The organism is Pseudomonas syringae (assembly GCF_021606685.1).
GTDB classification, from domain to species: Bacteria; Pseudomonadota; Gammaproteobacteria; order Pseudomonadales; family Pseudomonadaceae; genus Aquipseudomonas; species Aquipseudomonas syringae_R.
The window spans coordinates 23,227-37,825 of the sequence record NZ_WKCB01000056.1; the positions used below are offsets into that span (position 1 = coordinate 23,227).

General features: G+C 61.2%; 10 protein-coding genes and 1 tRNA gene. 8 read left to right on the top strand and 3 right to left on the bottom strand.

The window, feature by feature from the left end:
• Positions 1–11 precede the first annotated feature (11 nt).
• A complete protein-coding gene (locus GIW02_RS19720; protein ID WP_236418229.1) occupies positions 12–2,474 on the top strand; it encodes an EAL domain-containing protein in 2,463 nt (820 codons plus the stop codon).
• A gap of 77 nt (positions 2,475–2,551) precedes the next feature.
• The gene (locus GIW02_RS19725) at positions 2,552–3,319 is read left to right on the top strand and encodes a thiaminase II/PqqC family protein (protein WP_268935513.1); all 768 of its coding nucleotides are present in this window, start codon (positions 2,552–2,554) and stop codon (positions 3,317–3,319) included.
• 295 nt (positions 3,320–3,614) lie between these two features.
• Here GIW02_RS19725 and GIW02_RS19730 read toward each other — a convergent pair whose 3' ends face one another.
• Positions 3,615–4,541 (bottom strand): GGDEF domain-containing protein, encoded by a 927-nt coding sequence (locus GIW02_RS19730; protein WP_236419603.1) that lies wholly within the window; start codon positions 4,539–4,541, stop codon positions 3,615–3,617.
• 281 nt (positions 4,542–4,822) lie between these two features.
• Positions 4,823–5,965: an FMN-dependent L-lactate dehydrogenase LldD gene (lldD, locus tag GIW02_RS19735; protein ID WP_236419606.1), complete on the bottom strand. Its 1,143-nt coding sequence runs from the start codon at positions 5,963–5,965 to the stop codon at positions 4,823–4,825.
• Between the two features lie 101 nt (positions 5,966–6,066).
• On the opposite strand from lldD, the gene GIW02_RS19740 reads away from it, so the two are divergent.
• The 5 genes from GIW02_RS19740 (at position 6,067) to GIW02_RS19760 (ending at position 11,641) form a co-directional block, all read left to right on the top strand.
• The gene (locus GIW02_RS19740) at positions 6,067–6,963 is read left to right on the top strand and encodes a LysR family transcriptional regulator (RefSeq protein ID WP_236419608.1); all 897 of its coding nucleotides are present in this window, start codon (positions 6,067–6,069) and stop codon (positions 6,961–6,963) included.
• 60 nt (positions 6,964–7,023) lie between these two features.
• A tRNA-Asn gene (locus GIW02_RS19745) sits at positions 7,024–7,099 on the top strand.
• Between the two features lie 142 nt (positions 7,100–7,241).
• Entirely contained in the window at positions 7,242–7,748 is a 507-nt protein-coding gene (locus GIW02_RS19750) for a sigma-70 family RNA polymerase sigma factor (RefSeq protein ID WP_236419610.1), read from the top strand.
• Complete coding sequence (locus GIW02_RS19755) at positions 7,745–8,710, top strand: FecR domain-containing protein (protein WP_236421990.1); 966 nt, start codon at positions 7,745–7,747, stop codon at positions 8,708–8,710. Before GIW02_RS19750 ends, GIW02_RS19755 begins: the two co-directional genes overlap by 4 nt.
• A 96-nt stretch (positions 8,711–8,806) precedes the next feature.
• Positions 8,807–11,641: a TonB-dependent receptor gene (locus GIW02_RS19760; protein WP_236419405.1), complete on the top strand. Its 2,835-nt coding sequence runs from the start codon at positions 8,807–8,809 to the stop codon at positions 11,639–11,641.
• Between the two features lie 65 nt (positions 11,642–11,706).
• On the opposite strand, the gene GIW02_RS19765 is transcribed toward GIW02_RS19760, so the two are convergent.
• Positions 11,707–13,569, bottom strand: coding sequence for a DUF3857 and transglutaminase domain-containing protein (locus GIW02_RS19765; RefSeq protein WP_236421991.1), 1,863 nt, complete (start codon positions 13,567–13,569; stop codon positions 11,707–11,709).
• A 341-nt stretch (positions 13,570–13,910) separates the two neighbouring features.
• On the opposite strand from GIW02_RS19765, the gene GIW02_RS19770 reads away from it, so the two are divergent.
• Positions 13,911–14,599 (top strand): hypothetical protein (locus tag GIW02_RS19770; RefSeq protein WP_236421993.1); only part of this gene is annotated, 689 nt, incomplete at its 3' end.

A 14,599-nucleotide genomic window follows, 5' to 3' on the forward strand; every position in this document is an offset into this window, starting at 1 on the left:
CAAGGGACTTCATGAAGCAAAAGCGGACTCTCGGAACGCCCAGGCTGCTGGGCATTGTGTGGCCCTTTATCGCCGTGGTGCTGTTCCAGGCATTTTTGGGGTGTATGAGTCTCTACGTGCTTTCAGCCGTGCGCGGCTACGTGGCAGGCGAGAGCCTGTGGTCCAAGGGCCAGAAAGACGCCATCTACTACCTGACGCTGTACGCCGATAACCGCGACGAAACCACCTACCTCAAATACCAGCAAGCCATTGCCGTGCCCCAGGGCGGGCATGAATTGCGCGTGGCCCTGGACCGCTCGACCCCCGATCTGAAGGCGGCTCGCCAAGGCATCCTCAAGGGCGGCAACCACCCGGATGACGTCTCCAGCCTGATCTGGCTGTACCTCAATTTTCGCCATTTCAGCTACCTGGAAAAGGCCATCGAGCTGTGGACCGTGGGCGATGGCTACCTGGTGCAGCTGCATGACCTGGCCCAGGAGATGCACCAGGCGATCCACGCCGACCGCGTCAACGCCAATGATGTACGCCAATGGAAGGCGCATATCATCGCGATCAACGACGGCGTAACACCCGCCGCCAAGGCGTTCAGCGATGCCTTGGGCGAAGGCTCGCGCATGATCCTGCGGCTGCTGTTGATCACCAACCTGGCGACCGCCCTGGGCCTGATCGTGCTGGCGCTGTTGCGTACCCATAAGCTGCTGACCCAGCGCCATGCATTCGCCGATGCCCTGCAAGAAGAGAGGGAGCGGGCGCAGATCACTCTGGAGTCGATTGGCGACGGGGTGATCACCACTGACGTCGACGGCGCGATCAGCTACATGAACCCGGCCGCCGAGGCGCTCACCCATTGGCGGTCGGCCCAGGCCCAAGGGCTGCCGCTGGCGGCGTTGTTCAAGTTGCTGGATGACAATGCCCAACCCGACGGCTTCACCCTGATCGAACATATCGTCAAGGGCCAGCTCAGTGGCGGCAGCGAGCATTCGAAAACCATCCAGCGCCTCGATGGCAGCACGGTGTCGGTGACCCTGGTGGGGGCGCCGATCCGCAGCGCCGGCAAGGTCACGGGGGCCGTGCTGGTGCTGCACGATATGACTCAGGAGCGCCAATATATTGCCAACCTGTCGTGGCAGGCGACCCACGACGCCCTGACCGGCCTGGCCAACCGTCGCGAATTCGAATACCGCCTGGAGCAGGTGCTGCACCCGGCAGGGGGCGCGCAAAGCGGGCGGCATGCGCTGATGTTTCTGGACCTTGACCAGTTCAAGCTGGTGAACGACACCTGCGGCCACGCGGCGGGAGACGAATTGCTGCGGCATATCTGCGCGCTGCTGCAATCGGACCTGCGTGAGGGCGACACCCTCGCGCGCCTGGGGGGCGACGAGTTCGGCATCCTGCTGGAAAACTGCCCGGCGCCGGTGGCGGAAAAGATCGCCGAGAGCCTGCGCCATACCGTGCAAAACCTGCATTTTGTGTGGAAGGGCCGGCCGTTCATGACCACGGTGAGCATCGGCCTGGTGCATATCTCGAACACCCCGACCACCCTTGAAACCTCACTGCGTGCGGCCGATATGGCCTGCTACATGGCCAAGGAAAAAGGCCGTAACCGCGTTCAGGTCTACCACGCCGATGACTCGGAATTGTCCCTGCGCTTCGGCGAAATGGCTTGGGTGCAACGCCTGCACATGGCCCTGGAAGAGAACCGGTTTTGCCTGTACGCCCAGGAAATTTCACCGTTGGGGCATACCGATGGCGGCGATGGCCACATTGAAATCCTGCTGCGCCTGCATGATGAGGCCGGTCGCATCATCCTGCCCGACAGCTTTATCCCGGCGGCCGAACGCTACGGTCTGATGACCTCGCTGGACCGCTGGGTGGTGGAAAACGTGTTCAAGCTTATCGCCCGGTGCCTGCAGGAGCGTCCCGGCCGCCCGATGGCGATGTGTGCGATTAATCTGTCGGGCATCACTATTGGTGATGCTGACTTTCTTGGATTCCTGCGTGAGAAATTTCACACTTACAGTATTCCACCCAGAATGATCTGTTTTGAAATCACCGAAACCAGCGCTATTGCAAACTTGGGCAGTGCCATTCGCTTTATCAATGAACTCAAAGCGTTAGGCTGCCATTTTTCGCTGGATGACTTTTGTGCCGGAATGTCCTCGTTCGCTTATCTCAAACATTTACCTGTAGACTTCCTGAAGATCGATGGAAGTTTCGTAAAGGATATGCTGGACGACCCGATTAACCGCGCGATGGTTGAAGTGATCAATCACATTGGCCACGTCATGGGTAAGCGCACAATTGCAGAGTTTGTCGAGACACCGCAGATCGAACAGGCATTGCTCGAGATCGGTGTGGATTACGCTCAGGGTTACCTGATTGAACGACCGCAATTGTTTACCTTTGATAGCTTGCAGTGTCGACCTGTGCGGCCGCAGCCTCTGTTATTCAAGGCGCCCGGCACATTCCGCTGAAACATTTGCTGGTCTGTAAATCACACTTGAAAAGGAGCCCAACAGTGATCGACACATTCAACAGAACCGGCCCGCTTATGGAAGCCTCGAGTTACCCCGCCTGGGCGCAGCAATTGATCCAGGACTGTAGCGAGAGCAAGCGGCGCGTTGTCGAACACGAACTGTACCAGCGCATGCGCGATAACACGCTCAGCGCCAAGACCCTGCGCCACTACCTGATCGGTGGCTGGCCCGTGGTGGAGCAGTTTGCCTTGTACATGGCACAGAACCTCACCAAAACCAAATTTGCCCGCCATCCTGGGGAGGACATGGCGCGGCGTTGGCTGATGCGCAATATTCGTGTGGAACTGAACCACGCTGACTATTGGGTGCATTGGGCCCGCGCCCACGGCGTCAGCCTGGAAGAGTTGCAGGCGCAGAACGTACCGCCGGAGTTGCACGCTCTGAGCCATTGGTGCTGGCATACAAGCTCGTCCGATTCGTTGATCGTGGCTATTGCCGCGACCAACTATGCCATCGAGGGCGCGACCGGGGAGTGGTCCGCCGTGGTGTGTTCCACCGGTGTCTACGCGGCAGCCTTCCCGGAGGAAGACCGCAAGCGCGCGATGAAGTGGCTCAAGATGCATGCCCAGTACGATGACGCCCACCCGTGGGAAGCATTGGAAATCATCTGCACCCTGGCGGGGATGAACCCCAGCAAGGCCCTTCAGGTGGAACTGCGCCAGGCCGTGTGCAAGAGCTACGACTACATGTACCTGTTCCTGGAAAGTTGCATGCGCCTGGAGAAGGAAAAAGCGCCCGCAGCAGTGCGCGAGCGCCAGGCACGCGTCGCCAGCGAGGCCTGATGTAACCCCAGTGACAAGTGGGCTTGTTGTGACAAACAGTCTCATGTAACAAACGGGCTTATGTGACAAACGAGCTTGTGTGACAAAAGGGCTTGTGTGGCGAGCGAGCCTGTGTGGCGAGCGGGCTTGCCCGCGTTGGGGCGCGTAGCGGCCCCAGAAATGGGACTGCTACGCAGTCCAACGCGGGCAAGCCCGCTCGCCACAACAAGCCTAGCTGTGCCACATCAAGCTCGGCTGTGCCACACAAGCCCGGCTGTTCCACAACAAGCCCCGCTGTGCCACAACGACCGTGTGTTTACCCCGCCATCGCCAGGCGATTTCGGCCTTCGCGCTTGGCGACGTACAAGGCATTGTCCGCGCGGCGCAGCAGGCTTTCGGCAGACTCGGCGGCCAGTAAGGTCGAGCAGCCCAGGCTCACCGTCAGTTCGATTCGTGCACCGTCCGCCCAGTAATCCTGGGCCTGTGCCGCCCGGCGCAGGCGTTCGCCGACCATCGCCGCCGCCTCCCGGCCGGTGTTGGACAGCAGGATCAGAAACTCTTCCCCGCCGAACCGGAACACCATGTCCACGTTACGCAACTGGCTCTTGATCGCCCCGGCGACCGCGCGCAGCACGCTGTCGCCTGCGGTGTGGCCATGGGTATCGTTGATGACTTTAAAGTGGTCGATGTCCAGCATCAGCAAGGACAGTGGTTGCAAGTGACGGCGCGCCATGTCGATTTCCCGTTGCAGGGTCTGGTCCATGGCAATGCGGTTGCCCGTGTCGGTCAGCGGGTCGCGCAGGGCGCTGCGGGTGGCGGCGCGGTAGAGCAGGGCGTTGCGCATCGGGTAGAGCAGGGTCGCCAGCAGTGATTCGAGTTGGCCGAGTTCTTCTTCCATCAGGCGCTGGTTGCGGCGGAAGATCAGCTCGCCCAGGTGTTCGCCTTCGTGGCTCAGGCTGTAGCTGACCGAATGGTGGCCGCGGTGGCCGAACTCCAGGCGCAGGTCACTGGCCTCGTGACGATATTGCAGGGCGTCCAAAGGCACCAGGCGCTGAATCTCGCGGAAGAACACGCCGAGGATGCGCTCCGGTTCCAGACTGGTCTGCAGTTGCAGGCCCAGTTGCTGGCGAAGTTGGGTGACGGTGGTGGGGCGGCGGGGGAGGAGCGATGGTTGACCAAAGCCCAGGCGTTGCAATTTGGCCCTGTCGAAGTCGATTGCGTTGGTCTGGGTTGGTGTTTTCATAAGCAATCGGCCTCTAAGCTTTTAACTGTCTTACAGGCTCGATGAGAGTGGCGAATGCCATGCGTCTTACTGTTCCTTCAGTTCCGTAAAACATTGGAAACAGTTTAGACCGCTTTACCGTAGGTTATAACCCCTCGGCACAGCCGCACGTCTTGTCATCGTTTAAACCTGTTTGAAAAGGTTAGAGCGAGATTCATGCCATTTGCTTCAACTTTATAAAACGCCTTATAAATCAATGGCCATTTTTGAACTCAACCACAGCCATTGAAGTATGACGCCGGTTATTTGGCTGTTTGAACCAAGGTGCTGTGGTCAATCTGGTCAATTGCCGTGACGCCGGTCAGCGTCATCGCCACGCGCATTTCCTTGGCGAAGATATCCAACAGGTTTTCCACCCCGTGCTGGCCATCGGCGGCCAGTGCATACGCGGTTGCGCGCCCGAGCAGGCACGCCTTGGCGCCCAGGGCGAGCATGCGCACCACATCCAGCCCGGAACGGATGCCGGAGTCCACCAGCACCGTCAGGTCATCGCCCACCACATCGGCAATTGGCGGCAGCGCCCTGGCGGTGGACAGCACGCCATCCAACTGTCGGCCGCCATGGTTGGACACCACGATGCCGTCGGCGCCGAAGCTCACCGCGTCCTTGGCATCCTGCGGGTCGAGGATGCCTTTGATGATCATCGGGCCTTTCCAGAATTCACGGATCCACTCCAGGTCTTTCCAACTGATGGAGGGGTCGAAGTTGCTGGCCAGCCAGCCGATGTAATCTTCGAGGTGCGTGGGTTTGCCGAGGTATTTGGAGATATTGCCCAGGTCGTGCGGGCGGCCCATCAGGCCCACATCGAAGGCCCATTGCGGTTTGGTCACGGCTTGCAGCATGCGCCGCTGTGCGGCAAACGGGCCCGACATGCCCGAGTGGGCGTCACGGTAGCGCGCGCCTGGCGTTGGCATATCCACGGTGAACACCAGGGTGGTCACCCCGGCGGCCTGGGCCCGCTCCAGCGCATTGCGCATAAAACCACGGTCCTTGAGCACGTACAGCTGGAACCAGATCGACTGCGGGCTCTGGGCGGCCACTTCCTCAATCGAACACACCGACACCGTCGACAGGCAAAAAGGGATGCTCTTGTTCGCCGCCGCTTTCGCCGCCTGCACCTCACCGCGCCGCGCGTACATGCCGGTCAGGCCAACGGGGCTGAGGATCACCGGCATCGCCAGTTCCTGGCCGAACAGGCTCGTGCTCAGACTGAGGTTGTCGACGTTGCGCAGGACGCGTTGGCGCAGGCTGATCTCGGCCAGGTCCGAACTGTTCGCGCGCATCGTGTGCTCGGCGTAGGCGCCGCCGTCGATGTAGTCGAACAGAAAGCGCGGCAGCTTGCGCTTGGCGGCTGCGCGGTAATCGGACGCGGACGAGATGATCATCAAGGGTGTCTCCACAGGGCAAAGTGAGTTGAGAATAGGCAAATGTCTGGCATGATAAAAACAACTTTTATCACTAGCTGCCAGTCGCTAAAGGAATACTGATGAACCTCAGGACGTTGCAGGCGTTTGTCGAAGTGGTGCGTCAGGGCGGCTTCTCCCAGGCGGCCCAGGTGGTGTCCTTGACCCAATCCTCGGTGAGCAAGGCGGTCAAGACCTTGGAGGAAGAGTACGGCACGCCGCTGCTTAATCGCCTTGGTCATAAGAACGAACTGACCGCCGCTGGCGAAATCGCCTACCGCCGGGCGTTGGTGATGCTCGCTGAGCACCATGACCTGGTGGCCGAAATCAATGAGCTGCGCGGCCTCAAGCGTGGCGTATTGCGCATCGGCCTGCCACCGGTAGGCTGCGGCGTGCTGTTTGCGACCATGTTCGCCACCTACCGCGCCCGCTATCCCGACATCGACATTGAACTCACCGAATACGGCAGTAAAAAACTGCGTGAGTGCCTGGAAGCCGGGGAGGTCGACCTCGCCGCCCTGTTGCTGCCCGTGGACGAAGACTTTGACTACCAGCCCGTGCGCAATGAGCCACTGATGGCCGTCCTGCCCAGAAGCCACCCGCTGGCCCGACGCAAGCGTATCGACTTCACTGACCTGGCGGATTCACCGTTCATTCTGTTCGAAGCCGGCTTTGCCCTGAACGCCAAGATTCTCGCCGCCTGCGAGCGCAAAGGCGTCACCCCGCGCGTCACCGCCCGCAGCGGGCAGATCGATTTTATCGTCGATCTGGTTGCCGCCGGCCTGGGCGTGGCCTTCCTCCCGCGCATGCTGGCGCGCAAGCACCAACACGCCGAGATCGCCCTGATCCCCTTGGACGAACCCCACACCGACTGGCACATCGCACTGGCCTGGCGCACCAGCGCGCACTTGCCCCCAGCGGCGCGAGCCTGGCTGGAGCTGGCCAAGGAACATCAGCTTTCAACCGGCCATCCGGTTTAATCGCCCAAAATGCTAGAGAAAGCTTGACTTCTCCTTTTCAATCAGTAACATACGGCGCATTCCGCGATAGCTCAGTTGGTAGAGCAAATGACTGTTAATCATTGGGTCCCTGGTTCGAGTCCAGGTCGTGGAGCCAGATAGAGAAAAGCCTGCAGCGATGCAGGCTTTTTTTTGCCCTGGATTTGGCCACGCTGAAACAATCTTCCCGCCTTAGCCCCTGTACAACCCACGTGCCTCACCCATAAGATGAGAAGCATTATCATTTATGCGGATCTCCTATGCACGACGACAGCATCGCCTCGCCGGTCGCCAAGCTGTATGCCAATCACCATGGCTGGCTTCGCGGGTGGTTGCATCGGCGGCTGGGGCACAGTGCGGATGCCGAAGACCTGGCGCATGACACGTTTATCCGGGTGTTGCGCACCCAGGAAAACGTGTGCGAGCTGCGCCAGCCCATGGCTTTTCTTGCCACCATTGCCAATGGCTTGTTGATTAATCGTTGGCGCCGCCAGGTGATCGAGCGGGCTTATCTGGAGGCGCTGGCAGCGCGGCCGATGGCCGAGGAGCCCTCGCCGGAGGCGCGCTACCTGATGGTCGAGACGCTGTTGCAGCTGGATTTGCTGCTGGTCGGGTTGTCGCCGCGGGTGCGGCAGATCTTCTTTTTATCCCAGCTCGATGGCCTGACCTACCCGCAGATCGGCGCGCAGTTGAGCCTCACGGTGGCGCAGGTGCAGCGGGCGATGGGCAAGGCCTTCAGTGTTTGTTATGCGAGCCGGTTCGAATGAGTGGCGCGGCTATCGATCCTCACATTCGCGACAGTGCCATCGACTGGCTGGTGCGCTCGCACTCCGGGCTGATGACGGCCGGGGATCGTGAAGCGTTGGCGCGTTGGCGCCAGGCCAGTGCCGAGCACGAACGCGCGTGGCAGCGGGTCAGTGACTTGCCGCTGCTGCTGCAGCCGGGTGCCGATCTGTTGGCCGATACGGCTGCACGCCGTGCGTTGCAAGCGGCCGGGGCCGATCAGCAGCGGCGGCGCCAGGTGCTCAAGTGTCTGCTGGCATTGGGGCTGCTGGGCGGCGTGGGGTGGCAGGGCGCGGACACAACGTTAGTGCGTTCGGCGTTGGCGAGCTATCGCACGCGTATTGGCGAGCGACGGCACTGGGCCCTGGCGGACGGCAGTTCGTTGTGGTTGAACACCGCCAGTGCGATCAACCTCGACCTTGACGCAAGGCGGCGCAGCGTGGAACTGGTCGAGGGCGAGCTGGCCCTGGATACCCCGCAGACGGCCGCATCGCTGCAATTGCTTACTCCAGACGCGACGCTGTACAGCCAGGGCGCCAACCTGCTGGTGCGTCATGATCGCCAGGGCACGCGGGTTACGGTCTTGCGTGGGCGGGTGCAGGTCAGCGCGCGGCATCAGCCGACCCCGGTGCCGTTGCAGGCGGGCTGGCAACTGATGATCAATGATCGCGGGGCAGGGCGTCCGAGCCCTGTGGATCTGGTATTGGCCCAAGCCTGGATGCGCGGCATCCTGCCCGCCGAGCGCATGCGCCTGGATCGATTACTGGCGGAACTCTCGCGCTATCGCCCAGGTTTCCTGCGATGCACTGAAGCGGTGGCGGGCCTGCGGGTAACCGGGAGTTTTCAGCTGGATGATACCGACGCGGCGTTGGCCCTGGTCACCCAGACCCTGCCCGTGCGTATCGAGCGTAGAACCCGCTACTGGGTGACGCTGGTGCCTGCATGAAATTTTTTTTCTGGGCCGCGATAGTTTTTTCGTTCTGGCTTGGCCTTTAGGTATTGCCCACCCGCGCAGGTGGGTTTCGATCCCTAGGAGCCTTGCATGATTGACCCCGCTCGCGTGTTGCGTACCCCTACGTTCAGTTTGCTGTTTCTCGGTGCTCAGGCGCTGTGTGGCGATTGGGTGTTTGCCGCTGGAGAGCGCCCTTACAACATCGGCGCCGGCCCGCTGGATCAAGTGCTGTCGCGCTTTGGTACGCAGGCGGGCATCAGCATGGCGGGCAACTCGCTGCTCACCGCCGGCAGAAACAGCCAGGGCCTGCAGGGCGATTTCAATACGGATGCGGGCCTGACCCAGTTGCTCTCCGGGACAGGCCTGGATTACCAGCGCCAGGCGGACGGCAGCTATGTTCTGCACGTGCGCCGGGAGGCCGTCCTCCTGCCGACACAGCAGGTGATGGGCGAAGATGTGGACGCGACGCAGGTGTACCGCGAGCCGCGTTCGTCGGTGTATATCTCCGGTGAAGAGATGCAGCGGTTTGGCGTGGTTTCGGTGGGCGATGTCCTCAAGGGGCAGCCCGGCGTGCAGGTCGGCGACAGTCGCAATGGCGGCGGCCTGGATGTGAACATCCGCGGTATCCAGGGCCAAAGCCGGGTGGCGGTGACGGTTGATGGCTCGCAGCAGGCACTGGACGTCTATCGCGGTTACGCCGGCACGCAGCAGCGCAGTTACATCGACCCGGACCTGATCAGCGACATCACCATCGACAAGGGCCCCAGCCTGACCTCCAGCGCCATCGGCGGTACGGTGAAGATGCGCACCCTCAGCGTCGATGACATCCTCAAGGACGGCCAGAACATTGGCCTGCGCCTCAAGGGTGACGTGTGGAACAACGGCGTCGCGCCGGCCTCCCGAGACCCCCATTCCCAAACCCAGAGCCTGGACTCCGAACCGCACCAGCGCCGGGCTGGTTTGTTCGGTTCGCAGGCGCAATCCGGGAGTGCCGCGTTCGCTTATTCCCATGAGCATTTTGATCTGGTGGCGGCCTATGCCAAGCGCAACCAGGGTAACTATTTCGCCGGCAAGAAGGGGCAGGACCGTTACCGCACCTACGACAGCGACGGCTACGAAGAGCGAACCGTAGCCAGTACCTACAACGCTGGGGAAGAGGTGCTGAACACGTCTTCAGACACCGAGTCATTCCTGCTCAAGACCACCCTGAGGCCGGCGGACGGCCATACGCTCGACCTGGGCTATCGCCGCTACGACGGGCGCATCGGCGAGATCATGCCATCGGATATCTTCCGCTTTGGCACTGGCGGGATTTATCAGTACCCCTTGGGCCGCACCACGATCGACACGTATACCGCGCGTTACGCCTACCAACCCGCGGGCAACCCGTTGGTGGATCTCACCGCCGACCTGTGGATGACCGACGCGCAAACCAGCCAGATCACCTCGGTACGAGCGCCGGCGTCCCAGGCTTATCGCTCCGACCGCGCCTGGAGTCGGCAGGCCGACCAGCGCATCGGCGGTGGCCTGAGCAACACCTCGCGCTGGCAGACCGGCTATGGCGACGTGAAGCTGGACCTGGGCAGCGCGTTCCAGCTCGAAGAGCTGCGCCCACAAAAAAGCGTGGTCACCACCCAGCACGATATCAACGCCAACCGTATGTTGCGTGAAGGCTCGCGGCAGGAGTTCAGCGTCAATGGCAAGCTGGAATACAAGCCGGTGGAGCCTGTCACGTTATGGGGTGGCGGTCGCTACACGCACTATCGCAGCAAGGATCACGTCGCCAGGGCCACGGCGCGCAGGGAGGAGCGCGACTTGCGCTACCTGCGGGTTTCCAACGCCAGCCAGTCCGGCAACATGCTCTGGTTCCCGGACCAGAACGGCCAATACACCGACGCCACGGACCCGCGTCTGACCAACGGCATCGTCTTCCAGGACACCAACTATCCCTTCGAGGGCGTTAACTACAACGACTTTGGTGTGATCTCTTCGACGGTCTACGCGCCCCAGGTGGGTGAGGTGGTCACCGGTTACGGCTATTCCAGCAAGCAAAGCGACAGCGGCGGCGCTTTTGCCCCGGCCCTGGGTATCAACGTTGAAGTGCTGCCAGACACCTTCATCTACGCCTCCTACACCCAAGGCGTGCGCTTGCCGTCGCTGTTTGAAACCAGCCAGGGTGTGCTGCAGACCAGGCCCGGCAAGAACTTGAAACCCGAGCGTTCGAGCAACTGGGAGATCGGCGCCAGCACCCTGGGCAAGGGGCTGTTGGTCGATGAAGATACGGCGGCAATCAAACTCGCCTACTTCAATAACACCATCAAAAATTACATCACCCGCTACTACGACCCCAGCCCAGGCCTGATGGGCCTGATGCGCTTCAGCAACACCGACAGCTACAAGACCAGCGGCCTGGAGCTGCAAGCCCACTACGATGCCGGGCGGGTATTCGCCGATCTGTCCTCCACCTACTACCTGAAAACCGAAACCTGCGACGCGGCATTTGCGGCCACCTTGCGGGCGGCGAGCAACCCGTATCAGGACCTGAGCGGGACCCCAAACTGCACGCCCGGCAGCTTCATGGGGTCCTATACCAATACTCAGAACCCGCCTCGGTTCGCGGGCAACCTGACCACCGGCCTGCGGTTCTTCGAGCAGAGCCTGACCGTGGGTACGCGGCTCACCTACACCTCTGGCCCCACCGTCAGCGTTGACAAGCCATGGCAGACCGGTGCCACTACGCCGCAATTGAACTACCGCGAAGTGGCCCTGGTGGACCTGTTCCTGAACTACAAGGTGAAGGAGCACGCCAGCCTCAACGTGTCGCTGCAGAACCTGACCGACCGCTATTACCTGGACCCGCTGGTGCAGAGTTTCATGCCGGCACCGGGGCGTACGCTGCGGGTGGGCATGCAGGCAAAGTTCTAAGTATTGGGGTGGCGCGGTGAGCCTCGCGCGCAGGCGTCTGAGCCTGTCGCGCGAGGTCTGGAGGGTTACTGCGTGTGTACGATGACCTGGCTTTTCAGGTCGTTGACCATGCTTTCGATGGCCGGCTTCATCGCTTCGAAATCCTGTGGGGTGCACAGAGCGTCGGCTTTGGCGAACACATAGCGACGCGTGATCAGCACCGTGTTGGCTTTCTTCACGTAGGTCGAGCGGTAGTCGAAGCCCGCTTGCTTCAGCGACACCGCTTTGGGCACCGCCAGGATCTTCACCTTGCCGGGGAATTCCAGGCGGGCCCGCTCCGAGATTTCACCCGAGATGCAGGTGAAGGCCTGGGTGCGCTCCTTTTCGGCCATGAAGGTAAACACGTTCTGCGCAATGCCGCCGGCCAGGCTGGTGAAGGTTGGTGCACCCGTGGGGCCGGGCAGGTTGACCAGGTTATCGGTGCGGCCCTTGATCGTGGATTTGAAGTGGTTGGCAGTGCCGTCCAGTGAATCGTATTCGATCACGCCGCTGCCGGATTGCCCGTACATGCTGAGGATTTTCTGCACCAGTTGATCGCGGTCTGCAGGCTGCATGGCCTTGAACACGAAGCGGTTGAATTCCGCGCCCCAGCCTTCCACGGTGGATGCGTGGGTGAAGTCGGCGCCGCCACGTGCATCGACCTTGAACTGCATCGCGGTGTCGACCTTGCCCTGTTGGTTGGACGCGGTGTGGCCCAGCTCGCCGCTTTGGGTCAATACCACCGGTTTGCCCAGCTCCGGAATCGGCAGGTAGCCAGCGGCGATGGGGGTCGCGGTCGAGTCCAGGTACAGGTCGAGGCTCGGCACATAGGTAATCGCGTGGTTGAGCACGCCCAGGGTCGGCACCTTGGGCAGCTCATAGGCGTTGCCAAGGTTGATCAGGGCGGGCGAGCTTTCAATCGCGACCGCCTTGAGCAGCGCTTCCAGCAGGGCGACGTGGTCTTTGCAGTCGCCGTAGCGGTTATCCAGCACGGCCTGGGCCGAGTGCGGCACCACGGTGCCGGCGCCGACGTACACCGCGACATAGCGAATATTGGTGCGAACCCAGTCGCTCAATACCAGCGCCTTGCTGCGCGGTGTCTGCAGGTTGGCCGTGAGCTCCCTGGCCAGTTGTTCGAGGGCGGGGGTCACCTGTACCTGCGCCCTGGTCGCGTATGCCTGGGCAAATTGCTTATAGCTGGCGAAAGTCGACACGGCGAGGTACTGACCGTAGTCGATGTAGGCGACGGAGCCCTCTTCCACGCGATTTTTTTGTGCCGGTTCCAGGTCCCAGCGGTAGACGGTGCGCCCGTTGGCTGTGGCGGGCGCGGACGCCTTGAAGCCCCGGAAATCGGCGTGCAGCGGCATGTCGGCAGGCAGGTCGTAGCTGAAGCGGATCTGCTCGTACTGGTAGAAGTCCGGCGCGTACAGGTCTTCGAAGTGCCCGGGGAACAGCGGCGTGGTGCGTTTGCGCTGGTAGTGCAGGACCATGCGGTCGCCCACTTGCAGGTCCGGGAATATCACCACCTTGACCCGCGAGTCCTGGAACATCGGTGCATTGGCTGATGCCGCTTCCTGCTGCTCCTTGATTTGGTCGCTGGTAACCGCCACTTTGCGCCCGTCGGGTTTCAACGTGTAGGCGTCGACGATATCCAGGGTTTCCAGGGTGCGGTTGTAAGTGACCGAGCGCTGGGCATTGGGTTTGATGGCGCGTTCTTCGTTGATTCGCAACACCCGTTCGACATCCAGCACAAAGCTGCCGTCGGCATTCACCGTGTAGGCCTGGATATCTTTTTCGTGGGTCAGGGACAGGTCGGTGTAGTCGGCGCGGGCCTGCGCTGTGAACAGCCCGCAGAAGATGACAGCCAGCACGCCGAACAGGCGTGTGGAGAAGCGCGTAAAGCCTTGCATAGAGATCCTTCTAAACGATGACGCGCCCTGTAGGAAGGGCGCGCTTTCGGTGGGTAAACCGCTTAATGCGAAGCGTTACTATATAGAAATGCGCCCGTGGCTTGCTGCGTTTTTGATTCTGGATTGTCTGTAGGAGCCTTCAATTCAGGGCTTCAGGGATCAACGCGGGGCGAATTTTTCCAGTGTCGGCGCCCTGTGCGGCAACCTGCTCGGTGGGCACCCTGTATGCCTAGCCGAGCGGCCTTTCGTTCGAGAGCGACGCCCAGCCAGCACGAGGGTTTATTGCTTGAACGCACGCGGTTGCCGTAGGTTTGCTCGCTTTGTTCAGGAGCAACCTGTGTATGAATCGTACGCCTTCAAGAAAAAAATCCCTGCAGCGCGGCTACTGGGAACTGGTGCAGATCAAGGTGGGTGTGTTTGCGAGCGTGGCGTCCCTGGTCGCCTTGTTGTGCGTGGCCGCCTGGACCGTATGGGTGACTTACTACGTCAAGCAGGACTCGCAGATGAGTGCGCTGCTGCTCAAGGAAATGCAGATCAAGACCGAGCTGAGTGCCCATGTGGGCGCAACCCTGGCCACCCACTTGATGCCCGCCGAGGGCGGCGCGAGTGTGTTGGAAATAGGCGTCACGCTCTCCAACAGCGGCAATGACATCGCCAGGCTGAACCTGGATCGGCGGGTTTTATCGGTGGTCAAAGTTGAGCGTTTCGAGGCGGGCCTGCCGGTGTATGGCCGCGCCTGGGACATTGCCGGCGCGCGGTACGACGGCATGAGTTCGACGTTGCTGGTGTTTCCTTATCTGGATGTCGGCCCGTCCGAATCCTACGAACTCAAGTACGTGGTCAAGCTGGATGAACCGGGGTTGTACTTGGTGCGTTTCCTTTCGCGGATGAAAAGCGACCATATCGAGCGGCACAAACTCAAGATGAATACACCGTCGATCATCGAATATTCAACCGGCGCCGATGCGTTCATTACCGTGCCGGCGGGGGCGTGGCGACGCGTTGGGGGGGGGGTGTTGCCTTTACACAT